The sequence below is a fragment of the Burkholderia sp. BCC0419 genome, from assembly GCF_902830285.1.
Classification (GTDB): domain Bacteria; phylum Pseudomonadota; class Gammaproteobacteria; order Burkholderiales; family Burkholderiaceae; genus Burkholderia.
The window spans coordinates 115,214-141,888 of the sequence record NZ_CADESR010000011.1; the positions used below are offsets into that span (position 1 = coordinate 115,214).

Consider the following 26,675-nt stretch of genomic DNA (forward strand, 5'->3'; position numbering starts at 1 on the left):
GAGGCTAGTCGTCGTGGCTGACGATGACCAGGATCTCCGCCTGCGCGGTGCCGAGGCTGCGCGTGCGGTGCGGGATGAGTGCGTTGAAATAGACTGAATCGCCGGCCCTGAGTTGCACCGTCTCGTTCGGAAATTCGATTTCGACGCGCCCCTTGTGCACGAACAGGAATTCCTCGCCTTCGTGCTCGCGGAACGTCGACGTGACGAATTCGTGCGGCGGATGCACGACGAACGGCAGCATCTTCTTCGGCGCGACGCCGGCCGCGATGCTCTCGAAGCGGTGCGCGTGGCTGTCGGCCGCCGCGCCCATCGCGGTGCGCTCGCCGGCGCGCGTGACCGCGATCAGCTCGCGGTTGTGGCTTTCCGAGAACAGTTGCTCGACGTCGACGTTCAGCGCCTTCGACAGCTTCAGCGCGACCGCGATCGACGGCACGCTCAGGCCGCGCTCGACCTTCGACAGGTAGCTCTTGGTGAGGCCGGTCTCGTCGGCCAGCACGTCGAGCGTCCAGCCTTTCTGTTTTCTCAGCAGCTTCAGGCGAATCGTCATGGGGCGCCAGGTGTCCTTCGAAAAACCGATTGTAACGCATGACACAAAGTGTCATTAAGTGTATTGTGTGTCACATGTGCTCGGGGAAACGGCCGCGGACGGCGCGGCAGACCCGGTTCATTCAGGAGGCAAACATGGCGGAAACGCTGAATTTGACGAAGGAAGCGCTGGTCGCGCTGGCGGAGCGGCGCCTTGAAAACGCAGTGGGCGACAGCGGCTGGTCCGCGCGGCAAAAGCTCGCGCTGACGTGCCGGATCCTGTTCGACGCCGGCCACGACTCGGGCCTGGCCGGGCAGATCACCTGCCGCGCGGACGCGGCCGGCACGTACTACACGCAGCGGCTCGGGCTCGGCTTTGACGAGATCTCGGCCGCGAACCTGCTGCGCGTCAACGAGGATCTCGACGTCGTCGATGGCGAAGGCATTCCGAACCCGGCCAACCGGTTCCATACGTGGATCTATCGCGAGCGCCCGGACGTGAACTGCATCATCCATACGCATCCGGCGCATGTCGCGGCGCTGTCGATGCTCGAGCAGCCGCTCGTCGTGTCGCACATGGACATCTGCCCGCTGTACGAAGATTGCGCGTTCCTGAAGGACTGGCCGGGCGTGCCGGTCGGCAACGAGGAGGGCGAGATTATCTCGAAGGCGCTCGGCAGCAAGCGCGCGATCCTGCTCGCGCATCACGGCCAGCTCGTGGTCGGCAAGACGATCGAGGAGGCGTGCATCCTCGCGCTGCTGATCGAACGCGCGGCGAAACTGCAACTGCTCGCGATGTCGGCCGGCGAGATCAAGCCGGTGCCGCCGGCGCTCGCGCGCGAAGCGCACGACTGGATCTCGAAGCCGAAGCGCGATGCGGTGACGTTCGACTACTACGCGCGTCGCGCGTTGCGTACGCATCAGGACTGCGTCGCGTGAATCGGCGCAGCGTTTCCATCTCGTCAGAAAATCATTGAGGAATACCAATCGTGTCCATCCTGCTGAAAGGCATCATTGCCTATCCGGTCACGCCGTTCTCCGCCGACGGCGGTGTCGACCTGAAAGCGCTCGATGCGCTGATCGAACGCCTGATCGCCGACGGCGTTCACGCGATCGCGCCGCTGGGCAGTACCGGCGAAAGCGCGTACCTGTCCGACGCCGAATGGGAGGCCGTCGCCACCGCGTCGATTCGCGCGGTGCGCCGGCGCGTGCCGACCGTCGTCGGGATTTCCGATCTCACCACGGCGGGCGCGGTACGTCGTGCCCGCTTCGCCGAACAGGCCGGCGCCGATGCGGTGATGGTGCTGCCGGTGTCGTACTGGAAGCTCGGCAACGACGAGATCGTCGCGCACTACCGCGCGATCGGCGATGCGATTGGCATCCCGATCATGCTGTACAACAATCCGGCGACGAGCGGCGTCGACATGTCGCCCGACCTGATCACGACGATCTGCCGCACCGTCGACAACGTGACGATGGTCAAGGAGAGCACCGGCGACATCGGCCGGATGCATCGGCTCGCGCAATTGAGCGACGGGACGATCCCGTTCTACAACGGCAGCAATCCGATGGCGCTTGCCGCGCTTGCCGCGGGCGCGGCTGGATGGTGCACCGCCGAGCCGAACCTGAATGCCGCGTTGCCGCTCGCGTTGTTCGATGCGATGCGCACCGGCGACCTCGCGCGCGCCAGGTCGGTTTTTCACGCGCAGTTGCCGTTGCTGCAGTTCATCGTCGACGGCGGGTTGCCGGTGACCGTGAAGGCCGGGCTGAGGTTGCGCGGCTTCGACGCCGGCGAACCGAGGCGGCCGCTGCTGCCGCTCGGCGAGGCACGCACGCGCGAACTCGAGCGCCTGCTCGCAGCGCTGCCGGACGGTGTGGCGGCATGAGCGATGACGCACGGCCGGCGATCGCGACCGCCGTCGGCGCGGTGCGGATCGGCGCGAGCCGGCCGCTCGCCGGCACGTCGCACGCGAGCGCGATCGACAAGCAGCCGGTGGAGGCGCGCCTGTGGCTGGGCGCGCTCGGCTTTGCCGGCGACGAGCAGGCCGATGCGCGGCATCACGGCGGCCCCGACAAGGCCGTTCACCACTATGCGCACGATCACTATGCGTGGTGGGCCGGGCAGATCGGCGCGCGCGACGTGCTCGCCCGGCCGGGCGCGTTCGGCGAGAACCTGTCGACGCGCGGCATCACCGAGCACGACGTGTGCCTCGGCGACGTGTTCACGCTGGGCGGCGCGCTGCTTCAGGTCTCGCAGTCGCGGCAGCCGTGCTGGAAGCTCAACGCGCGGTTCGATCATCCGCGCATGGCGGCGCTCGTGCAGCAAAGCGGCCGGACCGGCTGGTACTACCGCGTGCTGCAGGAAGGCTGGGTGGGGGCGGGCGATGTGCTCGCGCTGCATGAGCGCCGCTACCCGCAATGGCCGCTGTCGACGGTGCTCGACGTGCTGTATCGACGCACGCTCGACATGGCCGCGCTCGATGCGCTGTGCGACGTGCCGCTGCTGCCGCCCGGCTGGCGCAAGATGCTTGAAAAGCGCCGGACGGAGCGGCAGGTCGAAGACTGGACGAAGCGGCTCGAAGGATGACGGGCCGCGTCCGACGCTTACTTTGTCGGCAGGTTGCGCACGTCGGCCGTCGGCTCCGTACCGAATGCGTCGCTCAGCGCATAGCCGATCAGCTGTCGGGCAGTCGCCTCGGGCGTGGCGAGCGCGCCGCTCGACTTCAACTCGTCGAATTTCTCGCGCATCGGGAAATTGTCTTCGCCGGTCGCGCGGATCGTGGCCTGCATGCCTGTATCGACGACACCCGGCGCGACGCTGCAGATGCGCAGCGCGCCGTTCGCGTCGAGCGCGACCGCGCGCGCATGGTGATCGAGCGCGGCCTTGGTCGCGCAGTAGATGCTCCAGCCCGCATACGCGTTGCGGGCCGCGCCGCTCGACAGGTGCACGATCCGGCATTCGGTCGTGGCCGACGCGGCTTGCGCGAGCGCGGCCGACAGCATCAGCGGCGCGGCGACGTTCAGGCCGACCGCGCGGGCGACGATCGTCGGGTCCTGCGTGGCGAGCGGGCCGATCGGATCGACGATGCCCGCGTTGTTGAACAGCAGCACGAGCGACGCGCCGTCGACGAAGCGGCGCAGCGTGTCGCCGGCCAGCCAGGTCGCGACGGCCGTGGAGTCCGACAGGTCGAGTTCGACTTCGGCGAAGCGCTCGCCGGCCTGCGACGCGAGCGACGGATGACGGCTGCGCGACACGCCGAGCACGGTAATGCCTTCCTGCAGCAGTTGTTCGGCGAGCGCCGCGCCGACGCCGCGGGTGTGTCCGGTGACGATGGCGCGCACGTGTGCGGGAGAAGAGGCAGTCATGGTGGTGAACCGGTGAGGGGGTGAACGGATTTGACGAGCGGCGCGCACGCACGGCGGCAGCGCATTCAACGCGGGTGACGTGTGGTATCGGCGTGCGAAGACGGTCGCGCGCGGCGCCGCTGATATCGGGATGAACGCCTATCGTAGCGCCGGCATGCGCATCGCGCAAACGCCGGGGCGTGCGTGAAGGATGAATCGGCGGCGCTGCGCACCTGCATCGCCGCGCGGCATCGCATGCTATCGCAGCATGCCGCTACGTCGGACGAAAGCCCGCTGCGGCAAGTGCGCACGCTGCTGCGGCGAGCGGCGCCGGGCCGCGCGTCGCAAGCTATCATATGGCTCGCCCGTGCGCGATGCCGGACGGGCCCGCGACCGTTTCCCCTTCACCTGCTGTACGCTGCGACGCCACTCATGAACACCACGCCGGATATGCCCACGCCCCGCGCCCTTCGCGAACTCACGCCCCTCGAGGCCCGCATTGTCGGCGTGCTCGTCGAGAAGCAGCACACGGTGCCGGATACCTACCCGCTGTCGTTGAACGCGCTGACCTCGGGCTGCAACCAGAAAACCGCGCGCTCGCCGGTGATGAACGTCAGCGAGGACGAAGTCACGACTGCGCTCGACGGGCTGAAGCACCTGAGCCTCGTGATGGAGGGCAGCAGCAGCCGCGTGCCACGCTTCGAGCACAACATGAACCGCGTGCTCGGCATCCCGAGCCAGGCGATCGCGCTGCTGACGATCCTGTTGCTGCGCGGCCCGCAGACGGCCGCCGAGCTGCGCCTGAACAGCGCACGCCTGCACGGCTTCGCGGATATCTCGTCAGTGGAGGCGTTCCTCGACGAACTCGCGGCGCGCGCGCAGCCGCTCGTCGTCCGGCTGCCGCGTGCACCGGGTGCGCGCGAGAACCGCTGGATGCACCTGATGTGCGGCGAAGTGAACATCGCCGATTTCGCGAGCGCGGATGCAGGCGGCGGCGCGGATTCGGTGCCGCCTTCCGAATTCGAAGCGCTGAAGGCCGAACAGAAACGCCTCGCGGACGAAGTGGCGCGCCTGAATGCGCTGGTTCAGCGGATGGCGAGCGAACTCGGCATCGACGTCGACGCGCCGGGCGACGCGTCCTGATCGCCTTCTGATGCAATGACGGCGGGGCTCGCGCACCGCCGCGTTACTTCAAACGGGCGCATCACGGGCGATGACAGAATGGTTTTCATCAGGGTGCGTGAACGATGAAGAGGCATATCAACCGACACTGATCCGCGTCGCACCCGCATCGACGAGCCGGAACAGCAGATCCTCGACGGCCGTCTCCGGCGCGGAGCCGAGATCCGCGTGGATGCGCCAGCCCTGTTCCGTGCGAACCGGTTCCGACAGGTAATGAACGATGCCGTGCAGCCCGTCTTCGGCCGGCGTGTTCTCGTCGTCCCCGTCGAACCACGCAAGAAACCACGTCTTGAAGGCGTCGTTCGCGGTGCTTTCGTCGAGACCGTCGGCCTCGACCGCAGCCCAGTCCCACACGAACGGTCGGATCGACACGGCCGCCGTTTCGAGCTCGAACGCGAACGGTTCGAAATCCAGTTGCGTGGTCGAATCGACCATCGCCGGCTGGCCGGCCGCCTCGCCTTCGGTGGCGATGGTGTCGGCGCGGCACGGCAGCGCGAGCGGACCTTCGGTGGCCAGCGTACCGTCGGCTTTCCGGTAGGCCGGTTCGACGACGGCCGCCGGTTGCGCGGCCGCTTGCGCGAGCAGGTCGGCATAGGGTTGGCGGATGGCGCTGAGCAGGTCGGATACGGTCATCGTGGCGTGTCGGGCAAGGGGTGAGCGATCAATCGCAGGCAGGCGGTGCATCGTGCCGCCGGCGTCGAACGAGGGGCCGCATCGGCAGCGGACAGCCACGATCGTACGGCACTGCGGTGACACGCGACCACTCGGCCGAATGGCCGGCGGACCCCGATCGCCGTAACTTTGCGACCATCGTCGCCTTCCCCCCGCCGCTCCTCGCTGCCGCCTTGCGCGGGTGCCATAATCGAGCCTGCCCATCATTCCAGACAGACGTCCCCCGGAGAATCACCATGCAGAACCTCGACAATCCTTCCCACGATCGCGAGGTAGGCAGCGCCGACGCGACGCAGGACACCACGCGCATCGACGACGTCCGCATCGGTGCCGTGCGTCCGCTGATTTCGCCGGCGCTGCTGCTCGATGAACTGCCGGTGCCGGCCGCCACGCAGACGCTCGTCGAGGATACGCGCCGCGCGATCGGCGACATCCTGCACGGCCGCGACGACCGGCTGCTGCTCGTCGTCGGCCCGTGCTCGATCCACGATCACGACCAGGCGCTCGATTACGCACGCCGCCTGAAGGTCGCCGCCGATGCGTTGAAGGACGACCTGCTGATCACGATGCGCGTGTACTTCGAGAAGCCGCGCACGACGGTCGGCTGGAAGGGCTACATCAACGATCCGCGCCTCGACGGCAGCTTCCGCATCAACGAGGGGCTGCGCGCCGCGCGGCAACTGCTGCTCGACATCAACGCGCTCGGCCTGCCGGCGTCGACCGAATTCCTCGATCTGCTGAGCCCGCAGTACATCGCCGACCTGATCGCGTGGGGTGCGATCGGTGCGCGCACGACCGAGAGCCAGAGCCATCGCCAGCTCGCGTCGGGCCTGAGCTGCCCGATCGGCTTCAAGAACGGCACCGATGGCGGCGTGCAGGTCGCGTCGGACGCGATCGTCGCCGCGGCCGCGAGCCATGCGTTCATGGGGATGACGAAGATGGGGATGGCCGCGATCTTCGAGACGCGCGGCAACGACGACGCGCACGTGATCCTGCGCGGCGGCAAGAACGGCCCGAACTACGATGCCGAGCATGTCGAAGCGAGCTGCGCGGTGCTGCGCAAGGCCGGCTTGCGCGAGCAGGTGATGGTCGACTGCTCGCATGCGAACTCGAACAAGTCGCACGAGCGGCAGATCGAAGTGGCGCAGGATCTCGCCCGGCAACTGTCGCAGGGCGAGCATCGGATCGTCGGCGTGATGGTGGAGAGCCATCTCGAAGCGGGGCGTCAGGATCTGAAGCCGGGCGTGCCGCTGCAATACGGCGTGTCGATTACCGATGCGTGTCTGAGCTGGACGCAGACGGAGCCGGTGCTCGACGTGTTGGCAGAGGCGGTGCGGCATCGCAGGGTGTATTCGCGGAATGCGTGACGCAGCGTGGCGGCGCGGCATCCGCCGCATGGTTCGATGCGCCGCGAAGATCGGGGGCTCGTCTGTGAGGTTGTCCTGATCGACAGGCCGCGGCGTTTTTTTTTGCGCCGCGCGCCTCATCTGTCTGCACGATCATTGATCCTGATCCGGCTCGCCCCGCCTGCCGTATCGCATCTTGAACGCACGATCCGGCGAATGCCGCTACCATGAAAGACGTGTTGCTCGCCGCGGCCCGGCCATGCCGGTCCGCCACGCACACACGCCGTGGCGGCGCGGCCGGCCGCCACGCGACCGACGAAGCGCGGGGCGGCCATCCGCGGGGCGGCCATCCGCGGGGCGCTCACCGATCAGCCGTTGCGCCCGCGTCGCTTCGCTCCCGGAATCAACAACAACCGAACCGGAGTGCATTCCACATGAAGTTCTACAAGACCCTCATCGCAGCAACCGTCCTCGCCTCGAGCGTCAGCGCGCACGCGCAGATCGCGGGCGCGCAGCCGATCAGCGTGACCGTCGAGCAATCGCAGGCGCTGCTCGAAGGCTGGAGCGTGAAGAAGAGCGTGCTCGGCAAGACCGTGTACAACGACGAGAACCAGAAAGTCGGCAAGGTGCGCGACCTGATCGTCGCACCGGACGGCTCGGTGTCGGCCGCGATCGTGTCGGCCGGCGGCTTCCTCGGCGTGGCCGCGCATGACGTCGCGGTGCCGATCGCGTCGCTCGACGTGCGCAACGGCAACATCTACCTGCCGGGTGCGACCAAGGATGCGCTGAAGGCCACGCCGGCGTTCCAGTACGCGAAGGTGCCGTCGCCGCCGAAGCCGAAGAAAATCGACGAAAAGCACTGATCCGTCGTATCGATGCGGCGCCCGTTGCGCGATGCGGCGGGCGCCGCATTTTCATTTTTGATCAACGCTTCGATGTCTCGTCCGCCGGCGCAAGTGCCACGACGTGACTGATCCCTTCGTGCGCCATCTTCGTATACGGACTGAAACGCTCCGTATTGCGGACGAGTTCTTCCGCCACCGCGCGTTCGACGCCCGGCAGCCGCACGCGAATGTTCGCGTTCAGCATGAACAGCCCGTCCACCGGATCGCGGCAGAAGTCGATCGATGCGGACACCGATGCGCCGGCGATCGACACGCCCGCCCGTGCAGCCAGCAGGCTCAGCGCGCCGTGAAAGCACGCCGCATAGCTGGCGGCGAACAACTGCTCCGGGTTCGGGCCGTCGCCGGGCCCTCCCAGCGCGGACGGCAGGCGCAGCTCGACATCCAGGCGCCCGTCGTCGGAACGCGCGACGCCCGATGCGCGGCCGTGCTCGGCCGCTCCGCCCGTGACGGTCACCGTCGTCGAGTACAGCGTCTGCGGCTCCCGCCCGCGATACCGGTCGAGCAGCGACAGCGGCGGCGGGCGCAGCGGCGTCATGGTGTGCGATCCGGCGGCGGCGTTCAGCGCGCGAGCGCGTTCTGCCGGAACCACGCGTCGAAGGTCGTCGCGCCGAGGCGCGCACCGGGCGCCGGCACGAGCGTGTCGTCCTGCAGCACCGCGCCGAAGTAGTCGGCGCCCGCATCGCGCGTCACCGTGCGCGCGTCGTGCGTGGCCGACAGGAAACGCTCGACGAGATCGGCGATCCGCACGCGCTCGGGGCCGCCGATTTCGGCGATGCCGTTGCGCGGCGCGTCGAGCGCGAAATCGGTCACGGCGGCCGCGACGTCGCCCGATGCGATCGGCTGGAAGTGCGCGGTGGTCAACCGGACCGTGTCGCCTTGCGCGCCAGCCTGCGCGATCGCCCCGACGAATTCGAAGAACTGCGTCGAACGCACGATCGTGTACGGCACGCCCGCTTCGCGGATCAGGTTTTCCTGGATGATCTTGCCGCGGAAATACGCGCTCTGCTGCAGCCGGTCGGTGCCGACCACCGACAGCGCGACGTGATGGCGCACGCCGGCCGCGCGCTCCGCGGCGAACAGGTTGCGCCCCGACGCCTCGAAGAACGCCTTCACGGCCGCTTCCTCGAACGACGGCGAATTCGCGAGATCGACGACGACCTCCGCGCCGGCGAGTGCGTCGTCCAGTCCCGCGCCCGTGATCGTATCGACGCCGGTCGACGGCGCGGCCGCCACCGCGTCGTGGCCGCGTGCGATCAGGTTCCTGACGACCTTGCTGCCGATGAGGCCGGTACCACCAATCACGACGATTTTCACGATTGCTCTCCTTGAACGGGCGCGCGACATGCGCGCCGCTTGAACCTGCCGAAACCGGCGCCCATCGCGTTCGCGCGATCGGACCGGGACCTTGCCGAACGGCGCACCGACGTATTCGCGTGCCTGTCGAACAGCCCGCATCGTAGGCATGCGCCGCGCGATCCGGTAGGGGCCTGCAAGCCCTCACCATGTTGCTGCGAATGCATCAATCGATCGTCTCCAGCGGCGCCATCGTCGTCATCGTGGTCAGGCACTGCAGGTCGCGCGCCCGCGTCTGTTCGATCATGTAGTCGATGAACACGCGGATGCGCGTGGGCAGGTGCTTGCGGCTCAGGTAGCAGAGATAGTGGCCGCCGTCGTCCGGCGCATGCTGGCCGAGACAGCTCACCAGCCGGCCGTCGGCGAGCAGGTCGCACACCTGGTACGCGGGCAATTGCGCGATGCCGAGCCCGTCGAGCGCCGCGCGCACGACGAGATCGATGTCGTTGAACGTGTGATGCGCGGCGAGCTGGCGCTGCTGCGTCACCCCGTCGATCCTGAATTCCCATTCCGTCACGCGGCCCGACGCGGTGCACAGGTTGATGCAGCGATGCTGCGCGAGGTCGTCGACGTGGCGCGGCAAGCCGTGCCGGTGCGCGTACGACGGCGACGCACAGACGATCATCTGCATCGGAATCAGCCGGCGCGCGACGATCGCGCTGTCTTCCATGCGGCCGTCGCGAAACGCGACGTCGATGCGGTCGGCGGAGAAATCGGCGGGCCGGTCGTTCAACAGCAGGTCGAGCGTGATGTCCGGATACTGCGCATGGAAATCGCGCAGCAGCGGCGCGATGACCTTGCGGCCGAAGCCCGGCGTCGAACCGATGCGCAGGTGCCCGCTCGGCGGCCCGCTGCGCAGCTCGCGCATGTCCTCGAGCGCCTGCGCCAGATGTTCGATGCCGGGCCGGCAGTTTTCGTAGAAGAGCTCGCCTTCGCGCGTCAGCGACATGCTGCGTGTGGTGCGCTGGAACAGGCGTGCGTCAAGCCGGTCTTCGAGCCGCTGCACGTGGCGGCTGACCGACGAGCGGCCGACGCCGAGGCGATCGGCGGCGCGCGCGAAGCTGCCCTCGGTGACGACGGCGAGGAAGGTGACCACGCCGGCGTAGCAGGTCGAGAAGCTGCGCGCGAATGGATCGTCGGCGTCGGGGCGGCGAATGGAGGTGTCGGGCATGGAGGCGCTGGAATCGTGGTGTCCGTATGCGACTAGACGTTTCAGCGCTGCCGCCTGTGACACCGCCCGCCGCATTTTTTTCAAAAAGGGCGCGGCGGCGTGCGGGCCGGCTATTTTTCCGGCACGAGCACGGGCGCGCCCTTGTCCTTCAACAGCAGCACGATGAACTTCGCGGGCCGGGTCCGGCTCGCGTTGCGTCCGACCGTGTGCAGGTCGTTCGGGCCCTCGTAGAAGGTCTCGCCCGGCTTCAGCGTGACGGGCTCGCCGCCCTTCACCTGCATCACGATCGAACCTTCGACGACATAGACGAACGCGTCGGCGTGGTGGCGGTGGACCGGGTCGACCGCGCCGGGCGGATACTCGACCGAGATCATTTGCGCTTCCTTGCCTGGGTATGCGTCGAGCGGCCTGGTCATCAGCGGCGTGACGATGGCCGAGGGCGCCGCGCGAACGGCGCCGGTCGCGGCGCCCGCGACGACGAGCGCGGACGCGATCACGTGTTTCATGCGAATCATGGTGGTGGCTTCCGGTGGGCCGCCGGCCGACGGCCGGCAGCGGGAGAGGGCGGTGGACGGCCGTCAGGCGAGGTTCGCCTTGTCGAGGCCGAACGCCTTGTCGGACGAGCCCGGGACGGTCCGGAACGCGACATTCGCGCGGTTCCAGCCGTTGATCGCCATCACTTCGAACGTCAGGTCCGACAATTCCTTCTCGGAGAACTGGCCGCGCACGCGGTCGTAGAGGTCGTCCGGCACGCCGTGCGCGGACAGTGTCGTCAGCGCTTCGGTCCATGCGAGCGCGGCCCGCTCGCGCGGCGAGAACAGCGTCGATTCGCGCCACGTCGTCAGATGATGCAGGCGCAGCTCGCGCTCGCCGTGGATGCGTGCTTCCTTCACGTGCATGTCGACGCAGAACGCGCAGCCGTTGATCTGGGACGCCCGGACGGACACGAGATCCCGGATCGATTCCTCGATCGCGCTGCTGCGCAGCTGGTTGCTGAGTTCGAGGAATTTCCTGAACAGCTCGGGCGACTGTTGAATGTAGTTGATACGCTGCGTCATGATTTCTCCTGGCGACGAAGAGGCTGGCCCGCGTTGCGCGGGTGTCGTGGGCGGCAGGGCGCCGCGCGAAATCATCTTAGGAGTGTGCGTCGGTGCGCGGTAGCCACGCACAGGGACGCATCGTGTTGCATGCGCTGCACCAATCCGCGCGCGGCCGCGGACGCGGCCGGCGCCGGCGCCGGCGCGCGCTGCACGCGTCAGCCGGCGGCGCTGGCGGCCGCGATGCGCGCGAGCTTGTCGGGGTTGCGCTGCACGAGAATCCGGCCGATGCGCGTGCCGTCGGTCTCGAACGACATCGCCGCTTCGAGTTGCCCGCCGATGAAGCGCAGCATCGCCCACTGGCCGTTCAGCACGACCGGCCGCATCTCGACGCCGCTGCCGCAGCGCAACCACGTCGCATAGAACAGTTGAGCAATCCGCCGGCCGCCGACCATCGGTTTCGGGAAGCTCTGGACGTGGCCGCCGCCGTCGCCGATCAGCATCGCGTCTTCGGCGAGCAGCGCCTGGATCGACGGGAAGTCGCCTTGCGCGAGCGCCTGCGTGAACGTCTGCAGCAGCCGGCGATGCGTTTCGTGCGGCACCGCATGCCGCGGCAGGGTATCGTCGCGCAGCCGCGCGCGGGCCCGGCTGACGAGCTGCCGGCACGCGGCTTCGGTCTTGCCGATCGCGTCGGCGATCCGGTCGTAGTCGAACTCGAAGATTTCATGCAGCAGGAACGCCGCGCGCGCTTCCGGCGTCAGCCGTTCGAGCAACAGCAGGTACGCAACCGACACGTCGTTCGCGCGCTCCGTCATTTCCTCGGGCGTCGCGGGCGATTCGCCGAGCTCCGGTTCGGGTAGCCAGATACCCGTGTAGTGCTCGCGCCGGAGCTTCGCCGCGCGCAGGCGATCGATCGACGTCCGCGTCGTGACCGCGACGAGCCAGGCCTCGGCGTTCTCGATGCGGTCGCGCGCCGCGTCGTGCCAGCGCAGCCACACGTCCTGCACGATGTCCTCGGCATCCGCGACGGAGCCGAGCATCCGGTACGCGATCTTCTGCAGGCGCGGGCGCAGCGCGTGGAAGGTTCGGGCGTCGTCGGTCATCACAGCCACACTCCGCTGAACCCGAACGTCACGGGCCCACTCAGGAACACGCTGCCGGCGCCGTCCCAGCGAACGGTGACGTCGCCGCCATCGCACGTCACCCGCACGGTGTCGTCGAGCAGCCCGCGCCGGATGCCGTTGACCACCGCGCCGCACGAACACGAGCCGGAGCCGAGCGGCACGCCGCCGCCGCGTTCCCAGATACGCAGGCGAATGTGCGTGCGGTCGATGACCTGAACGAAATGCACGTTGGTTTTCAGCGGAAACAGCGGATGCGCTTCGATCGCCGGGCCGAGCGCTTCGATGTCGAGCGCAGCGACATCGTCGACGAAGAACGTGCAGTGTGGATTGCCCATGCTGCATGCGGCCGGCGCGCCGGGCAGCGGCAGTGCGAGCGTGTCGACGGCTTCCGAGACCGGCACGTCCTGCCAGCCGAGCCGCGGCGCACCCATCTCGACCTCGATCAGCCCGTCCGCCTTCTGCGCACAGTGCAGGCGCCCGCGATTCGTGCGCAGCACGACCGACGCCGCGCCGGTTTCCCGCATCAGCTTCCACGCGACGCCGCGCGTCGCGCTGCCGCAGGTATCGAGCGCCGAGCCGTCGGGGTTCCAGAACGCGACGCGCGCGGCTGCGGCCGCGTCGTCGCCGTCCGAGATCACCGCGAGCTGGTTGAAGCCGATGCCGCGATGCCGGTCGCCCATGCGCCGCACGAGGTCGCGATCGATGCGCTGCGCTGGATCGTGTTCCCGATCGCGCAGGTCGACGATGACGAAGTCATCGCCGTTTGCGTTCATCTTCTGAAATCCGATCGGCATGGCGGTTCCGGAATGGAGGCAGGCAAATACTGTACGTGGCTCGCCGATCGCGAGCAATCGCGGCCTGACGGCGGGCGGGCGACAGGCATCTACGTAATTCTACGTAGACCCTCATACGTAGTTGTGCGCTTGTAAGCTTCCCCCATCGCGCGGAATACTACGGCCCACAGCCGCGGCTTCCACGAGACGCGGCACGACGCATCGACGTCACGCGGGTTCGGCCCCTCGCCGCATCCACTCAAAAACACATTGGAGACCAGGAGACGCCATGAATCGGGCTTCCAGTACCCTGCTCTGGATCGCGGTCGCGCTGCTCGGCGCGTTCGCATTCGGCACGATCGCACTCGCGCACGGCGAACGCGTCAGTGCGCTCTGGATCGTGATCGCCGCAGTCTGCGTGTATCTGATCGCGTATCGCTTCTACAGCCGTTTCATCGCCAGCAAGGTCATGCAGCTCGACGGGCTGCGGATGACGCCGGCGGTCAAGTACAACGACGGCCTCGACTACGTACCGACCAACAAGTACGTGCTGTTCGGCCATCACTTCGCCGCGATCGCCGGCGCCGGGCCGCTGGTCGGCCCCGTGCTCGCCGCGCAGATGGGCTACACGCCCGGCATGCTGTGGATCCTGGCCGGCGTCGTGTTCGCCGGCGCGGTGCAGGACTTCATCGTGCTGTTCATCTCGACGCGTCGCGACGGCCGCTCGCTCGGCGACCTCGTCAAGATGGAGCTCGGCACGGTGCCCGGCGTGATCGCGCTGTTCGGCGCGTTCCTGATCATGGTGATCATCCTCGCGGTGCTCGCGCTGATCGTCGTGAAGGCGCTGACGAATTCGCCGTGGGGCACGTTCACCGTCGCCGCGACGATTCCGATCGCGCTGTTCATGGGCGTCTACACGCGCTACATCCGCCCGGGCCGCATCGGCGAAGTGTCGATCATCGGCTTCATCGGGCTGATGGCGGCGATCTCGTTCGGCCAGAACGTCAGCGCTTCGCCGACGCTCGCCGCGTGGTTCACGTTCAGCGGCACGCAGCTCACGTGGATTCTGATCGGCTACGGCTTCGTCGCGTCGGTGCTGCCGGTGTGGCTCTTGCTCGCGCCGCGCGACTACCTGTCGACGTTCCTGAAGATCGGCACGATCCTCGGTCTCGCGATCGGCATCCTGATCGTCGCACCGGAACTGAAGATGCCCGCGCTGACGAAGTTCGTCGACGGCACGGGCCCGGTGTGGTCGGGCAACCTGTTCCCGTTCCTGTTCATCACGATCGCGTGCGGCGCGGTGTCGGGCTTCCACGCGCTGATCTCGTCGGGCACGACGCCGAAGCTGATCGACAACGAAACCAACGCGCGCTTCATCGGTTACGGCGCGATGCTGATGGAATCGTTCGTCGCGATCATGGCGCTGGTCGCCGCGTGCGTGATCGAACCGGGCATCTACTTCGCGATGAACGCGCCGGCGGCCGTGCTCGGCTCGACGCCGGAAGCGGTCGCGAACACCGTCACGCAATGGGGCTTCGTGCTGACGCCCGACATGCTCACGCAAACCGCGAAGGCCGTCGGCGAAACGACGATCATCGCGCGCGCGGGCGGCGCGCCGACGCTGGCCGTCGGCATGGCGCACATCCTGCACCAGGTGATCGGCGGCGAAGCGATGATGGCGTTCTGGTATCACTTCGCGATCCTGTTCGAGGCGCTGTTCATCCTGACGGCCGTCGATGCCGGCACGCGCGCGGGCCGCTTCATGCTGCAGGACCTGCTCGGCACGTTCCACCCGGCGCTCAAGCGCACCGAGTCGCTGCCCGCGAACCTCGTCGCCACCGCGCTGTGCGTGGCTGCGTGGGGTTACTTCCTGTACCAGGGCGTGGTCGATCCGCTCGGCGGCATCAACACGCTGTGGCCGCTGTTCGGCATCTCGAACCAGATGCTCGCCGCGATCGCGCTGGTGCTCGGCACCGTCGTGCTGTTCAAGATGAAGCGCGAGCGCTACGCATGGGTGACGATGGTGCCGACCGCGTGGCTGCTGATCTGCACGCTGACGGCCGGCTGGCAGAAGATTTTCGACGCGAACCCGAAGGTCAGCTTCCTCGCGCACGCCGCGAAGCTGCAGGCCGCGGTGGACGAAGGCAAGGTGCTCGCGCCGGCGAAGTCGATCGCGCAGATGCAGCGGATCATCTTCAACGACTACATCGATGCGGCGCTGGCCGGGCTGTTCATCTTCGTCGTCGTGGCGATCGCGGTGTACGGCGTGATCGCCGTGCTGCGCGCGCGCCGCGAGTCGAAGCCGACCGTGCGCGAGACGCCGTACGAAGCGATGCCGGCCGCGCAGGCGCTCGGCAGCGGACGCTAACGGGAGGCCGCGATGTTCAGCGATCTTGGCGGCGACCTGCGCACTGCAGGGCGTTACCTCGGGCAGGCGTTGCGGCTGATGGTCGGCCTGCCCGACTACGACACCTACGTCGCGCACATGCGCGAAACCCATCCGGACCGCGAGCCGATGACGTACGAGGAATTCTTCCGCGAGCGTCAGAATGCGCGGTACGGGTCGGGGGCCGGGAAGTGTTGCTGAACCGGGCCGTTGCAATGACCTGACGAATCGGTTCGGTATCGAAACGGAAGCGCCGCGATGGCTGTCGCGGCGCTTTTTTCTTTGGCGGGCCGGCGGCGCGCACCGTACGGCATCCGCGTGCCGTTTGCCCGGGCGCAGCACGATGGCATCCAGCCGCCGGTATCATTAGGGTTCTTTCTTTTCCCGATGGACGCAGGAGAACACGTCGTGCATGTCGGTGAGCGTTTCAACAGCATTTCCCATCTCGTCGGCGCGGTGCTGTCGGTGGCCGGTCTCGTCGCGCTCGTGACGATGGGGGCGCTCGAAGGCGACCCGTACAAGGTGGTGAGCTTCAGCGTGTACGGCGCGATGCTGATCCTGCTCTATGCGATCTCGACGGCGTATCACAGCGTGCGCAACCCGCGCCTGAAGGCGATCCTGCAGAAATGCGACCATGCGGCGATCTACCTGCTGATCGCCGGCAGCTACACGCCGTTCACGCTGGTCACGCTGCGCGGCCCGTGGGGCTGGTCGCTGTTCGGCGTGAGCTGGGGGCTCGCCGTGTTCGGCATCGTGCAGGAACTCACGCTCGGGCGCCGCACGCGCCTGCTGTCGATGATCCTGTACGTGCTGATGGGCTGGCTCGCGCTCGTCGCCGTGCGGCCGTTGATCCATGCGCTGCCGCCGATCGGCACCGCGTGGCTCGTGGCTGGCGGCGTGATCTACAGCGTGGGGATCTACTTCTTCATCAACGACGAACGCATTCGCCACGGGCATGGTATCTGGCACCTGTTCGTGCTGGCCGGCAGCCTGTGCCAGTTCGTCAGTGTCGCGATGTATGTCGCGTGAGCGGCATCGGGCGTTGAGCCGGTCACCCCAGGCGAGCGGCGTGCCGGCCGGGGCAGGTGCTATCGGCGCGCGGCGGCTCGCGGAGGCGCGGTCGTTTCGGCGGTTGCCGGCGCCGCCTGCACCGTGAGCCACCACGTCGCCGCGGCGAGCGCCGACAATCCGGCTGCCAACGCCAGCACCACCCGCATCGCCACCGGAAACGGCTGCAGCGTCGCGATGCACGCGCCGCAGATCGCCACGCCGAGCGCCGATCCGCTTTGCCGTGCCGCGTTCAGCACGGCTGCCGCCACGCCGGCGCGGTGCCGGTCGACCGTCCCGAGCGCTGGCGACGTCGCGGCCGGCGAGATGAAGCCCGATGCGATGCCGATCGCGAGCATCGGCGCGACGGCGAGCCACGCGGGCGTCGTCGCGCCGATGGCCGTCATCCCGAGCGCACCCGCCGCGTAGAGCCCGAACGCCGCGCACATCGTCCCGCGCGCGCCGAAGCGTACAACGATCCGCCCCGAGCTGAGCCCGCCGAGCGCGACCATCGCGGTCATCGGCAGGAACGCGAGCCCGGTGTCGAGCGGGCTCGCGCCGCGAACCTGCCGATAGAACAGGCTGAGCACGAACAGCAAGCCGTAGAACACGAACGCCGACGCCATCGACATGAACGTCGACCCCGCGAACAGCCGGTTGCGGAAGAACGCGAGCGGCAGCATCGGTTCGCGGTGCCGCGCCTCGATCGCGATGAACGCGATCCATGCAGCGATGCTGGCCACCGCACCGCCGACGATCGGCGTCGAACGCCAGCCGAGCGACGGGCCTTCGATCAGCGTGCCGATCAGTGCCGCGATCGCGACGATGGCTGCCGCCTGGCCGCCCCAGTCGAACTGCCGCGACCGATCGACGGCGGCGCGCGCGACCGTCCGGCCGAGCCAGATGCCGGCGAGCCCCAGCGGCAGGTTCACGAAGAAGAGGCTGCGCCAGCCGAACAGATCGATCAGCAAGCCGCCGATCAGCGGACCCGACGCCATCGCGATGCCGCCGCAGCCCATCCACACGCTGATCGCCGACGCGCGCGCGGCCGGCTCGGGGAACGCACGATGGATCAGCGCCAGCGAGCACGGCACCAGCATCGCGCTGCCGACGCCTTGCAACGCGCGGGCGACCGCTAGCGCCGGCAGGGTCGGCGCGACGCCGCACAGGGCCGACGCGACGACGAAGACGGCCAGCCCCGCCACATAGACGGTGCGGTCTCCGAGCCGGTCGCCGAGCGTGCCGCCCGTCAGCAGCAGGCTCGCGAACGCGAGCGTGTAAGCGTTCACTATCCACTGCAGGCCGGCCACGCGGCTGCCGAACGTGTGCGCGATGTCGGTGAGTGCGACGTTGACGATCGACGCATCGAGCAGCACGAGCGTGTAGCTCACGCAGGTCGCGGCGAGCACGCGGCGCGCGGCGGCCCGATCCGGTACGGCGGCCGTCATGCGCGCGGGTGCGCCGACGCGGCGCCGCGCAGTGCGCTGAATCCTACCCATCCCCAGTACACGCGATGATGCGCGATCAACCCGTCGCGCAGATCCATCACCTCGACGAGATCCACCTGATCGCCGTCCGGCGTCTCGCGCGGGTATTCCCAGACGAGCTGGCGCCCGTTCGAGAAGAGCAGCCCGGTCCGGTACCAGCGCCCGAGCCGGTTGTCCGGATTGCGCAGGCCGGCCGCGAAGAACGCGCCGATTGCGGCCTTGCCGTGCAGCACGCCCGAGCCGTGCGCGGGCAGCGTGGCGACGACGAGCGGCGTTTCGAGCACCGCGTCGTCGGCATACAGCGACATCAGCGCGTCGAGGTCGCGGGCGACGACGGCTGCGTGCCAGTCTTCGTGGATGCGCCGGGCGTCGGCGTCGGTGTCTGCGGGTGTCATGGCGGGTTTCCGGAAGTCGATCACGGAAACCACTGTAGGGGCGCGCCGCCGCGAGACGTTTCACGTCGACCCGAAACGTGGATGCCCCGCCGCGGTAAGGGCGCTCGGGCGTCGACCCTTAGCCGGCCAGCGCGTCGAGATTCAGCACATACGACTTGCCGATCCACACCGCGCAATCGCGATGGTCGCGCAGTTCGTCGTGCGTATTCGGATGCAGGAAGATGTCGAGCGCGCCGTGGTTCAGCACGAGCCACGGCACGATGTCGTCGAATCGGGCGGCGTCGAATGCGATCTGGTACGACCAGGCCGGATGCGGGCCGACGAGGCGTTCGTGAAAGCGGCCGAGTTCGATGACCGCGCCGAACCGCGCGTCGACGACCTGGCGAAACGCCCAGGCCGCGTCGCGGCTCGCCGCATCGAAATAGACGTGCGCGTGCCAGCTGTCGATGGCGGTAGTGTCGAGAGCAGCCATGGGGAGACTCGATTAAAAAGGGGAATGTCTGGGATGCCGTGCGAAACGGCCGATTAGTGATTATCGCGCGTCCTTGCCGATTGCGTCGTGTCTCAATCCGGCAAGCCGATGCGGATGATTTGTCCTGTATCAGAAGAATCGGTTGATCCGATGAAATCGTGTCGGCGGTATCCGCGTGCGCGATATCACGCCGGAGCGTTGCGGGCAGGCGCACCGGCTGGAATCGCACCGGCAACACGTCATTTCGGAAATTGAAAGAGCGGGGTGAGCGCCCACCGGAGCGCCGGTAAAAATCCGATCAGATCGTTGAATGAAATAAAGAAATTCCATTTCGAAGGGATTCGCGAATGACGTGGCTCGCATGCCGAATGTACGGCTGAAAATAACAATTGCGGATTCGGCTATTCAAGCGGCATGCGGCCCGACATACGATGATTTCAACGCATCGATGATGGATCGATGCGGGGACAACCATCTGGAGGCCATTATGCGTTCCCTCGTTCCCGTTGCCGTTCTTTCCTGCGCACTCGCTGCGCTGCCGGCCGTCAGCTTCGCGCAGTCGATCGGCGCCGGCGACACGCCGTATGCCGCGCCGTTGACCTGGTCGGCGGCGCGTGCCGAAACCGATGTGCAACTGATGCAGATGACGCGTGCCGGCTATCGCGCGACGGCGGCCGGCAACCAGAACTATCCGCTTGCGATGCAGCGTGCGCTCGATCGCGTGTACAACCCGGTGCCCGACCGGTGGCGCGACGAAAAGGCCGCGATGGAAGCGCGGGCGGCCCGCGCTGCGCAGAGCGGCCATCCGGTGAAGGCGTTCTTCGTGAAAACCGCGTACTACCTGAAGGGCGAGAACACGTTTTGATGCAGGAGACGAACATGGCATGCCCCGACCGATGGTCCGGCGTGTTGCGTGCGTCGGCGATACGCAGGCTGCCGGAGGCGTGCGCGACGCGCCGGCGCGCCGACGTGCACGGCATGCGGCGCCGGGCGCACACCCTGCGCGACGCGGGCCGCAGCGTCGTCGCGTACCGCGGCGCGTGGCCCGGGGCGGCGCAGGACGACGCGTCCGCGAGCGAGGGCAAATCATGAAGGCTGCCCGAAAAGGCCGGCGCCATCCGCCGTTGACGCGCGAATGGCTGCTGCCGCTGCCGCCCGCGCATGCACGCGACATCTCGCTGAAATGCCACATGGCGCTGGTCGCGCTGCGCGGCGAGCACGGTAGCGAAACGCTGCTGCTGCGGCTGCGCACGAGCGTGTATCTGGTGTTCCTCGCGCTCGACGATGCGATCTCTCCCGACGCGACCATCGACCTGTGCGTCGACGCGGAGCGCGTGCTGGACGCGAGCGTGGCGCGCGCCGCGCAAAGCGGCGCGTGGACGCTGCACGACGACGAATGCGCGGTGCTCGAACGCGTGCTCGCCGCGAACGACGCGTGCGTCGCGACGCTTACGCGGCATCGGCTGGCGGAGCTGTGGCGCCATGTCTGCACGTTCGCTTCCGCCGAACAGCCGGGGGTGGTCGCGCAAGCCGCGGCGAAGATGCGGGCGCCGGCCGTTCTGCATTGAATGGCTGGCCGCGGGCCGTGTTTCGTATGCGTCCCATTCCATCGCGCGGCCGCGCGCCGTCTAATGACATGACTGGAACCCGGCGTGGCCGGGCGACGACGATCCATCCTCGCGTTGGCGACGAATGTGCGTGTCGACGCGAACGCATTCGTTTCAGTCAGGAGGAGCGATGGCGCTATACAGGAGCGGCGGCTACTTCACGTGCGGAAGTGGCCGCGCATTCAGCGAGAACCTGCCGCCGGGCAGCAAGGTGACGGTGGCGGGCATCTATCGATGCACCGTGTGCGGCGACGAGATCGGCATTGCGAGATCGCAGACGTTGCCGTCCGAGGAAGCGCATCCGCACGATCTCGATCCGCCGTCGGACCCGCTGCTCGATCCGGGGCCGACCGCCTGGCAACTGATCGCCGCGGCGGAGTCGCGAAGCTAGGCCACCGACGTTCGCCCCCGCACGCAGGCGCGCAAGCGCAATGCGTCACACGGCGTCCGTCAAAACAAAAAGCGCCACGGAGCGAACTCCGTGGCGCTTTTTCGATGCGTGGCCGCTGCGAAGGCGTGAACCTTCGCGCGGCGAAACGCGCTTAAGCGGCCGTTGCCGACTTCGCCGGCTTCTGCAGCTTGCCCTTGCCGGCGCGCTGGATTTCCTCGAGCTTGATCTCGACGTGGCGCGAGAACACGTACTCGGCCGGGCGCTGCTTCGCGATCGAGATGTCCGGGGCGAACGGGCCGTCGGTCTTGATGCCCTTGCGGCTCACGCGCAGCGCCTTCAGCGGGTTCGAGATCGTGTCCATCACGGCCGTGGCCTCGAAGCCGCAGTGGACCATGCAGTCCGCGCACTTCTCGTAGTTGCCGACGCCGTAGTTGTCCCACTCCGTCGTTTCCATCAGTTCCTTGAAGGTCTTCACGTAACCTTCGCCGACCAGGTAGCACGGCTTCTGCCAGCCGAACACCGTACGCGCCGGGTTGCCCCACGGCGTGCACTTGTACGTCTGGTTGCCGGCCAGGAAGTCGAGGAACAGCGACGACTGGCTGAACGACCAGCGCTTGCCGCCTTCGCCGCGCTTCAGGATTTCGCGGAACAGGTTCTTCGTCTTGTCGCGGTTCAGGAAGTGCTGCTGATCCGGCGCGCGCTCGTACGCGTAGCCCGGCGACACGGTGATGCCGTCGACGCCGATCGGGCCCAGCGTGTCGAAGAACTTCGCGACGCGCTCCGGCACCGCATCGTTGAACAGCGTGCAGTTGATGTTCACGCGGAAGCCGCGGCGCTTCGCTTCCTTGATCGCCGCGACGGCCTTCTCGTACACGCCTTCCTGCGACACCGAGTGATCGTGTGCTTCCTTGTCGCCGTCGAGGTGGACCGACCAGACGAAATACGGGCTCGGCGCGTAGTCGTCCATCTTCTTTTCCATCAGCAGCGCGTTCGTGCACAGGTACACGAACTTCTTGCGCTTCATGATGCCCTTGACGATTTCCGGCATCTCCTTGTGGAGCAGCGGCTCGCCGCCGGCGATCGACACGACGGGCGCGCCGCACTCGTCGACGGCCTGCAGGCATTCCTCGACGGACAGGCGCTGGTTCAGGATCGGGTCCGGATAATCGATCTTGCCGCAGCCGTTGCACGCGAGGTTGCAGCGGAACAGCGGCTCGAGCATCAGCGCGAGCGGATAGCGTTTGTTGCCGGACAGGTGCTGGCGCACGATGTAGGCGCCGACACGGACTTGCTGGAGCAGCGGAATAGACAAGGGATGTCCTCCTTAAACTTCGCGGGCGACAGCTTGCGTGAGCTTCGCCGGCAACTTGAATTCGACTTTTTCTTCACGGCCCGCCATCGTCGCGACATCGACGGGCCCCAGCGCGCGCAGCGCGCCAATTACATCCTCGACCATTTCCTCGGGCGCCGACGCGCCGGCGGTCAGGCCGACCGTCTGCACGCCCGCGAACCATTCGGCCTTCACTTCCGAGCCGTCGGCGACGAGATAGCTCGGCACACCGCTTTCGGTGCCGATCTCGCGCAGGCGGTTCGAGTTCGAGCTGTTCGTCGCACCGACGACGAGCAGCACGTCAACCTGTTCGCTCAGCTCGCGCACGGCGGCCTGGCGATTCTGCGTGGCATAGCAGATGTCGCGCGTGTCCGGGCCGACGAGGTCGGTGAACCGGCGCTGCAGCGCTTCGATGATGCCGCGCGTGTCGTCGACCGACAGCGTGGTCTGCGTGATGTACGCGACCGGCGTATCGACGGGCAGCGTCAGCGTATCGACTTCTGCTTCGCTCTGCACGAGGATCACCTCGGCCGGAATCTGGCCGATCGTGCCCTCGACTTCCGGGTGGCCCGCATGGCCGATCAGGATCAGCCGGCGGCCCGCCGCGACGTACTGGCGGCCCTGCACGTGCACCTTCGTGACGAGCGGGCAGGTCGCGTCGAGCACGTCGAGCCCGCGCGTTTCCGCATCGCGCTCGACCGTCTGGGCGACACCGTGCGCGCTGAAGATCGCGACAGCGCCGTGCGGCACCTCGTCGAGTTCCTCAACGAATCGTGCCCCTTTATTACGCAGATTTTCGACGACATGCCGGTTATGCACGATCTCGTGACGCACATAGACCGGCGCGCCGTGCTGTTGCAGCGCGCGATCGACGATCTCGATCGCACGGACAACCCCCGCACAAAAGCCGCGGGGCTGGGCAAGGATGACTCGCATAAGTGAGCGAACTCCGACGACAGACACCGGGGTTCGAGGCGCTGGCACACGCTTGCTCGCCCCGGCTTGATGTTATGAAGGCAGGAACGAACCGGCCGGCCAGGCCCCGGAACCCCGAATTAATCGCGCATTTTAACCCTATCGGGCCGTCCGTGCTTCGGTGCTGTGTCGGCACCGTTGCAATTGCGGGAGAGCCGCGTCGGCGCTGGCGCGCGCGGAACCCGGTAAACTGCGCGGTTTCGCGGTCGGCCGCTCCGGCTGCCCGCCATCGCGCTCATTTCAAGGCCATTCGATGACCGTCGATTCTTACGCGTATTGCCCGTCCGCCCGTGCGGTGCTGGGTGTTTTGTTCCAGACCCTCATTCATGCCGAACGCGTCGGCGCGCGGCAGGAGGCAGGCCGATGATGCTGGCGATCGCTTTCCTGGTGTCCGGCCTGTCGCTGGTGATCTGGATCGTGCTGCTCGTCGCGCGCGGCGGCTTCTGGCGCGCACAGCCCGCGCGGCCGCTGCCGCCCGACGCCCGCGGCGCGGCAGCCGAGGCCGGCTGGCCGGCCGTCGTGGCGGTCGTGCCGGCGCGCAACGAAGCCGACGTGATCGCCCGCGCGGCGACTTCGCTGCTCGAGCAGGACTATCCGGGCGACTTCCATCTGATCATCGTCGACGACCACAGCGACGACGGCACCGCCGACGCGGCCCGCGCGGCCGCGCTCGCGATCAACCGCGCCGACCGGCTGACGGTGCTGACCGCGAAGCCGCTGCCGGCCGGCTGGTCGGGCAAGGTGTGGGCGCAGTCGCAGGGGATCGCGGCGGTGCGGACGCTCGGCCTGCCGGCCGACTACCTGCTGCTGACGGATGCCGACATCGGCCATCCGCCCGACGCCGTCGCGCAGCTCGTCACGCGCGCGCAGGCCGAGCATCGCGATCTCGTGTCGCTGATGGTGCGGCTGCGCTGCGACTCGTTCTGGGAAAAGGCGCTGATCCCGGCGTTCGTGTTCTTCTTCGCGAAGCTGTACCCGTTCTCGTGGATCAACAACCCGCGCAACCGGACGGCCGGCGCGGCGGGCGGCTGCATGCTCGTGAAGCGCACGGCGCTCGAGGAAGCGGGCGGCATCGAATCGATTCGCGGCGCGCTGATCGACGACTGCAGCCTCGCCGCGCAGATCAAGCATCGCGGCAGCGGCCGCCATCCGATCCGGCTCGATCTCGCCGATCGCAGCGTGTCGCTGCGCCCGTACGACAGCTGGCGCGACATCTGGAACATGATCGCGCGCACCGCGTTCACGCAACTGCACTATTCGCCGCTGCTGCTCGTCGGCACGCTGCTCGGGATGACGATCATCTACCTGGTGCCGCCCGTCGCCGCGCTCGTCTACGGCGCGCGTGCGTGGCCGGCCTGGCTCGCGTGGGCGTCGATGTGCGCCGCGTATGCGCCGATGCTGCGCTACTACCGGCGCTCGCCGCTGTGGGCGCCCGCGCTGCCGCTCGTCGCGCTGTTCTATGTGGGTGCGACGTTCGCGTCCGCGTGGCGTTACTGGCGCGGCAAGGGCGGCCAGTGGAAGGCGCGCGTGCAGGCGCCGGTGGAGCGCTGACCCACGCCGGCGGATGCCGGCCGTCCCGATCAACCGGAACGCTGAAAACACACAGCCCGGATCGACGCAAGCCGATTCGGGCTGTGTGCTTTCCGGACGGTTGCCGGCCGATGCGCGCGCTTACCGCTGGGTCAGCATCATGTACATCTGGATCACGACGTCCGGCGAGAACGTGAACGGCACCCAGCCGTAGCCCGTATGGCGGGCGACCAGCAGACGGTCGCCGTTCGACTGCTTCTGCACGGCCATCATCGGGTTCTTCGTCGTCACGAAACGCCAGCCGGCCGGAATGCCGGACGGCGGCTCCGGCTGCATCGACGCGCGCGCGTGCGCGAGTTCCTCGATCAACTGCCCCAGTTGCTCCGGATGCAGTGTGATCGATTCGCCGTTGATGGTCAGCGTGAGTTCGTTCTGGGACGGGCGCGCGACGTGCAGCGTCGCCTTGTCGGCCGGCGCGGCGGCGGTGCCGGTTTCGGTTTCAACCGCGGCGTCGGTTTGCGCCGCCGGGACGATCGCGGTGTCGGTGGCGGCCGCCGCAGTCGACACCTCGGCTGCTTCGGCCTCAACCGGTGCGGCTGCGTGTCCGGCCGGCTCCGATGCCGGCGTGTCCGCTGGTGCCGGTTCGACGACTTCGGCCGTCACGGCCGAGGCGGCAACCGCGCTCGTCGCGGCTTCCTTGACGACGGCCTCGACCAGCGCTTCGGCGTCGGCGATGGCCTTCGCGTGGTGCTGCGCGGCCGCTTCGGCCTGGGCGATCGCCTCGGCATGGCGCTGCGTGACGGCTTCGGCTTCGGCGGTGGCGTCGGCGTGGCGTTGCGCGGCGGCCTCGGCCTGGGCGATCGCCTCGGCGTGACGCCGCGTGATGGCTTCGGCCTCGGCGGTTGCGTCGGCGTGACGCTGGGCGGCGGCCTGCGTGTCGGCGAGCGCCTGCGTGTGACGCTGGGCGAGCGCCTCGGCCTCGGCGATCGCGGCCAGGTGGCGCTGCGCGGCGGCTTCGGCTTCGGCGGTCGCTTCCGCGTGGCGCTTCGCGGCGGCTTCGGCTTCGACGGTCGCCGCGGCATGACGTTGCGCGGCCGCGTCGGCTTCGGTCGCGGCGGCGTGATGACGCTGCGCGGCGGCCTCGGCTTCGGCGATCGCCGCCGCGTGGCGCTGCGACGCGGCTTCGGCATCCGCGTGACGTTGCGCGAGCGCTTCGGTCAGCGCGGTGGCTTCCGCATGGCGTTGCGAAGCGGCTTCGGCTTGCGTGGCCGCATCCGTATGACGTTGGGCGGCCGCTTCGGCGGCGGCGGTGGCGTCGGCGTGGCGCCGCTGCGCGGCTTCGGCGTCGGCGGCCGCGGCCGTGTGGCGCTGCGCGGCGGCCTGCGCTTCGGCTTCCGCCGCCGCGTGACGCTCGGCCGCGGCCCGGGCTTCCACTGCCGCGGCGCGCGCGAAGGCTTCCGCGCTGCGTGCCGCCTGCTGGGCGGCGTGGTGATCGTGGAGGAGCTGATCGACGCCCGTGGCGAGCGAAGCGATCTGATCGTTCAGGTTCATGCGTGTCTTCTCTGCGTAAGACCCGCGATTTTAACCGCTGCGCCGATACCGGTCCGTGCGCGACGTGTAAC

Annotated in this window: 30 protein-coding genes; 14 read left to right on the top strand and 16 right to left on the bottom strand. The window is 68.0% G+C overall.

The window, feature by feature from the left end; translation table 11 throughout:
- Positions 1 to 4 precede the first annotated feature (4 nt).
- Positions 5 to 547, bottom strand: coding sequence for an XRE family transcriptional regulator (locus HWW87_RS32330; RefSeq protein ID WP_175823713.1), 543 nt, complete (start codon positions 545 to 547; stop codon positions 5 to 7).
- A gap of 134 nt (positions 548 to 681) precedes the next feature.
- Here HWW87_RS32330 and HWW87_RS32335 point away from each other — a divergent pair, with 134 nt between their 5' ends.
- From HWW87_RS32335 to HWW87_RS32345, 3 genes are read left to right on the top strand one after another with little or no spacing between them, the layout of a single operon-like run.
- On the top strand, positions 682 to 1,464 hold the full coding sequence (locus HWW87_RS32335) for an aldolase (protein WP_175823714.1): 783 nt from the start codon (positions 682 to 684) through the stop codon (positions 1,462 to 1,464).
- A gap of 50 nt (positions 1,465 to 1,514) precedes the next feature.
- The gene (locus HWW87_RS32340; RefSeq protein WP_175823715.1) at positions 1,515 to 2,411 is read left to right on the top strand and encodes a dihydrodipicolinate synthase family protein; all 897 of its coding nucleotides are present in this window, start codon (positions 1,515 to 1,517) and stop codon (positions 2,409 to 2,411) included.
- A complete protein-coding gene (locus tag HWW87_RS32345; protein ID WP_175823716.1) occupies positions 2,408 to 3,112 on the top strand; it encodes an MOSC domain-containing protein in 705 nt (234 codons plus the stop codon). Before HWW87_RS32340 ends, HWW87_RS32345 begins: the two co-directional genes overlap by 4 nt.
- Before the next feature lie 17 nt (positions 3,113 to 3,129).
- On the opposite strand, the gene HWW87_RS32350 is transcribed toward HWW87_RS32345, so the two are convergent.
- Positions 3,130 to 3,891: an SDR family oxidoreductase gene (locus HWW87_RS32350; RefSeq protein WP_175823717.1), complete on the bottom strand. Its 762-nt coding sequence runs from the start codon at positions 3,889 to 3,891 to the stop codon at positions 3,130 to 3,132.
- A gap of 411 nt (positions 3,892 to 4,302) precedes the next feature.
- Between HWW87_RS32350 and HWW87_RS32355 the strand changes: the two genes are divergently transcribed.
- Entirely contained in the window at positions 4,303 to 5,013 is a 711-nt protein-coding gene (locus HWW87_RS32355; RefSeq protein WP_175823718.1) for a YceH family protein, read from the top strand.
- A 117-nt stretch (positions 5,014 to 5,130) separates the two neighbouring features.
- On the opposite strand, the gene HWW87_RS32360 is transcribed toward HWW87_RS32355, so the two are convergent.
- Positions 5,131 to 5,685: a hypothetical protein gene (locus tag HWW87_RS32360; RefSeq protein ID WP_174432869.1), complete on the bottom strand. Its 555-nt coding sequence runs from the start codon at positions 5,683 to 5,685 to the stop codon at positions 5,131 to 5,133.
- 275 nt (positions 5,686 to 5,960) lie between these two features.
- Here HWW87_RS32360 and HWW87_RS32365 point away from each other — a divergent pair, with 275 nt between their 5' ends.
- Positions 5,961 to 7,091, top strand: a complete 1,131-nt coding sequence (locus tag HWW87_RS32365; RefSeq protein ID WP_089500803.1) for a 3-deoxy-7-phosphoheptulonate synthase — start codon at positions 5,961 to 5,963, stop codon at positions 7,089 to 7,091.
- A 413-nt stretch (positions 7,092 to 7,504) separates the two neighbouring features.
- Positions 7,505 to 7,933, top strand: a complete 429-nt coding sequence (locus HWW87_RS32370) for a PRC-barrel domain-containing protein (protein ID WP_175823719.1) — start codon at positions 7,505 to 7,507, stop codon at positions 7,931 to 7,933.
- Positions 7,934 to 7,994: 61 nt separating this feature from the next.
- Here HWW87_RS32370 and HWW87_RS32375 read toward each other — a convergent pair whose 3' ends face one another.
- The 7 genes from HWW87_RS32375 to dapF all read right to left on the bottom strand — a co-directional run bounded on the left by HWW87_RS32375 (position 7,995) and on the right by dapF (position 13,454).
- Positions 7,995 to 8,510, bottom strand: a complete 516-nt coding sequence (locus HWW87_RS32375) for an Ohr family peroxiredoxin (protein WP_175823720.1) — start codon at positions 8,508 to 8,510, stop codon at positions 7,995 to 7,997.
- Between the two features lie 23 nt (positions 8,511 to 8,533).
- Positions 8,534 to 9,289, bottom strand: coding sequence for an SDR family oxidoreductase (locus tag HWW87_RS32380; protein ID WP_175823721.1), 756 nt, complete (start codon positions 9,287 to 9,289; stop codon positions 8,534 to 8,536).
- A gap of 205 nt (positions 9,290 to 9,494) precedes the next feature.
- The gene (locus HWW87_RS32385) at positions 9,495 to 10,499 is read right to left on the bottom strand and encodes a LysR family transcriptional regulator (protein ID WP_174432866.1); all 1,005 of its coding nucleotides are present in this window, start codon (positions 10,497 to 10,499) and stop codon (positions 9,495 to 9,497) included.
- Positions 10,500 to 10,609: 110 nt separating this feature from the next.
- Positions 10,610 to 11,014: a cupin domain-containing protein gene (locus HWW87_RS32390; RefSeq protein ID WP_175823722.1), complete on the bottom strand. Its 405-nt coding sequence runs from the start codon at positions 11,012 to 11,014 to the stop codon at positions 10,610 to 10,612.
- A gap of 63 nt (positions 11,015 to 11,077) precedes the next feature.
- Positions 11,078 to 11,557: a carboxymuconolactone decarboxylase family protein gene (locus HWW87_RS32395; RefSeq protein WP_175823723.1), complete on the bottom strand. Its 480-nt coding sequence runs from the start codon at positions 11,555 to 11,557 to the stop codon at positions 11,078 to 11,080.
- Positions 11,558 to 11,754: 197 nt separating this feature from the next.
- Positions 11,755 to 12,639: an RNA polymerase sigma-70 factor gene (locus tag HWW87_RS32400; RefSeq protein WP_175823724.1), complete on the bottom strand. Its 885-nt coding sequence runs from the start codon at positions 12,637 to 12,639 to the stop codon at positions 11,755 to 11,757.
- Positions 12,639 to 13,454, bottom strand: a complete 816-nt coding sequence (gene dapF / locus HWW87_RS32405; RefSeq protein ID WP_175823725.1) for a diaminopimelate epimerase — start codon at positions 13,452 to 13,454, stop codon at positions 12,639 to 12,641. Before dapF ends, HWW87_RS32400 begins: the two co-directional genes overlap by 1 nt.
- 268 nt (positions 13,455 to 13,722) lie before the next feature.
- On the opposite strand from dapF, the gene HWW87_RS32410 reads away from it, so the two are divergent.
- The 3 genes from HWW87_RS32410 (at position 13,723) to HWW87_RS32420 (ending at position 16,848) form a co-directional block, all read left to right on the top strand.
- Positions 13,723 to 15,801, top strand: a complete 2,079-nt coding sequence (locus tag HWW87_RS32410) for a carbon starvation CstA family protein (protein WP_175823726.1) — start codon at positions 13,723 to 13,725, stop codon at positions 15,799 to 15,801.
- Positions 15,802 to 15,813: 12 nt separating this feature from the next.
- Entirely contained in the window at positions 15,814 to 16,020 is a 207-nt protein-coding gene (locus HWW87_RS32415) for a YbdD/YjiX family protein (protein WP_174389987.1), read from the top strand.
- A 207-nt stretch (positions 16,021 to 16,227) separates the two neighbouring features.
- Entirely contained in the window at positions 16,228 to 16,848 is a 621-nt protein-coding gene (locus HWW87_RS32420) for a hemolysin III family protein (protein WP_175823727.1), read from the top strand.
- A gap of 59 nt (positions 16,849 to 16,907) precedes the next feature.
- Here HWW87_RS32420 and HWW87_RS32425 read toward each other — a convergent pair whose 3' ends face one another.
- The 3 genes from HWW87_RS32425 to HWW87_RS32435 form a co-directional block, all read right to left on the bottom strand.
- A complete protein-coding gene (locus HWW87_RS32425; RefSeq protein ID WP_175823728.1) occupies positions 16,908 to 18,314 on the bottom strand; it encodes an MFS transporter in 1,407 nt (468 codons plus the stop codon).
- Positions 18,311 to 18,748 (bottom strand): nuclear transport factor 2 family protein, encoded by a 438-nt coding sequence (locus tag HWW87_RS32430; RefSeq protein ID WP_175823729.1) that lies wholly within the window; start codon positions 18,746 to 18,748, stop codon positions 18,311 to 18,313. Before HWW87_RS32430 ends, HWW87_RS32425 begins: the two co-directional genes overlap by 4 nt.
- A 118-nt stretch (positions 18,749 to 18,866) precedes the next feature.
- Positions 18,867 to 19,220 (bottom strand): DOPA 4,5-dioxygenase family protein, encoded by a 354-nt coding sequence (locus HWW87_RS32435; protein ID WP_006480283.1) that lies wholly within the window; start codon positions 19,218 to 19,220, stop codon positions 18,867 to 18,869.
- Positions 19,221 to 19,707: 487 nt separating this feature from the next.
- On the opposite strand from HWW87_RS32435, the gene HWW87_RS32440 reads away from it, so the two are divergent.
- The 4 genes from HWW87_RS32440 (at position 19,708) to HWW87_RS32455 (ending at position 21,218) form a co-directional block, all read left to right on the top strand.
- On the top strand, positions 19,708 to 20,085 hold the full coding sequence (locus HWW87_RS32440) for a hypothetical protein (protein ID WP_175823730.1): 378 nt from the start codon (positions 19,708 to 19,710) through the stop codon (positions 20,083 to 20,085).
- Between the two features lie 14 nt (positions 20,086 to 20,099).
- On the top strand, positions 20,100 to 20,312 hold the full coding sequence (locus HWW87_RS32445; RefSeq protein WP_175823731.1) for a hypothetical protein: 213 nt from the start codon (positions 20,100 to 20,102) through the stop codon (positions 20,310 to 20,312).
- The gene (locus tag HWW87_RS32450; protein ID WP_175823732.1) at positions 20,309 to 20,788 is read left to right on the top strand and encodes a hypothetical protein; all 480 of its coding nucleotides are present in this window, start codon (positions 20,309 to 20,311) and stop codon (positions 20,786 to 20,788) included. Before HWW87_RS32445 ends, HWW87_RS32450 begins: the two co-directional genes overlap by 4 nt.
- Positions 20,789 to 20,957: 169 nt before the next feature.
- Entirely contained in the window at positions 20,958 to 21,218 is a 261-nt protein-coding gene (locus HWW87_RS32455; RefSeq protein ID WP_174389982.1) for a hypothetical protein, read from the top strand.
- Between the two features lie 151 nt (positions 21,219 to 21,369).
- Here the strand turns inward: HWW87_RS32455 and hpnH are convergent, their stop codons facing one another.
- On the bottom strand, positions 21,370 to 22,530 hold the full coding sequence (gene hpnH, locus HWW87_RS32460; protein ID WP_174389981.1) for an adenosyl-hopene transferase HpnH: 1,161 nt from the start codon (positions 22,528 to 22,530) through the stop codon (positions 21,370 to 21,372).
- A gap of 12 nt (positions 22,531 to 22,542) precedes the next feature.
- Positions 22,543 to 23,484 carry a 4-hydroxy-3-methylbut-2-enyl diphosphate reductase gene (gene ispH, locus HWW87_RS32465; protein ID WP_114181392.1) on the bottom strand — a complete coding sequence of 314 codons (942 nt, stop codon included), beginning with the start codon at positions 23,482 to 23,484 and terminating at the stop codon, positions 22,543 to 22,545.
- A gap of 402 nt (positions 23,485 to 23,886) precedes the next feature.
- On the opposite strand from ispH, the gene HWW87_RS32470 reads away from it, so the two are divergent.
- A complete protein-coding gene (locus HWW87_RS32470) occupies positions 23,887 to 25,074 on the top strand; it encodes a glycosyltransferase (protein WP_175823733.1) in 1,188 nt (395 codons plus the stop codon).
- A gap of 120 nt (positions 25,075 to 25,194) precedes the next feature.
- Here HWW87_RS32470 and HWW87_RS32475 read toward each other — a convergent pair whose 3' ends face one another.
- Positions 25,195 to 26,604, bottom strand: coding sequence for a phage tail protein (locus HWW87_RS32475; protein ID WP_175823734.1), 1,410 nt, complete (start codon positions 26,602 to 26,604; stop codon positions 25,195 to 25,197).
- Positions 26,605 to 26,675: the final 71 nt, after the last annotated feature.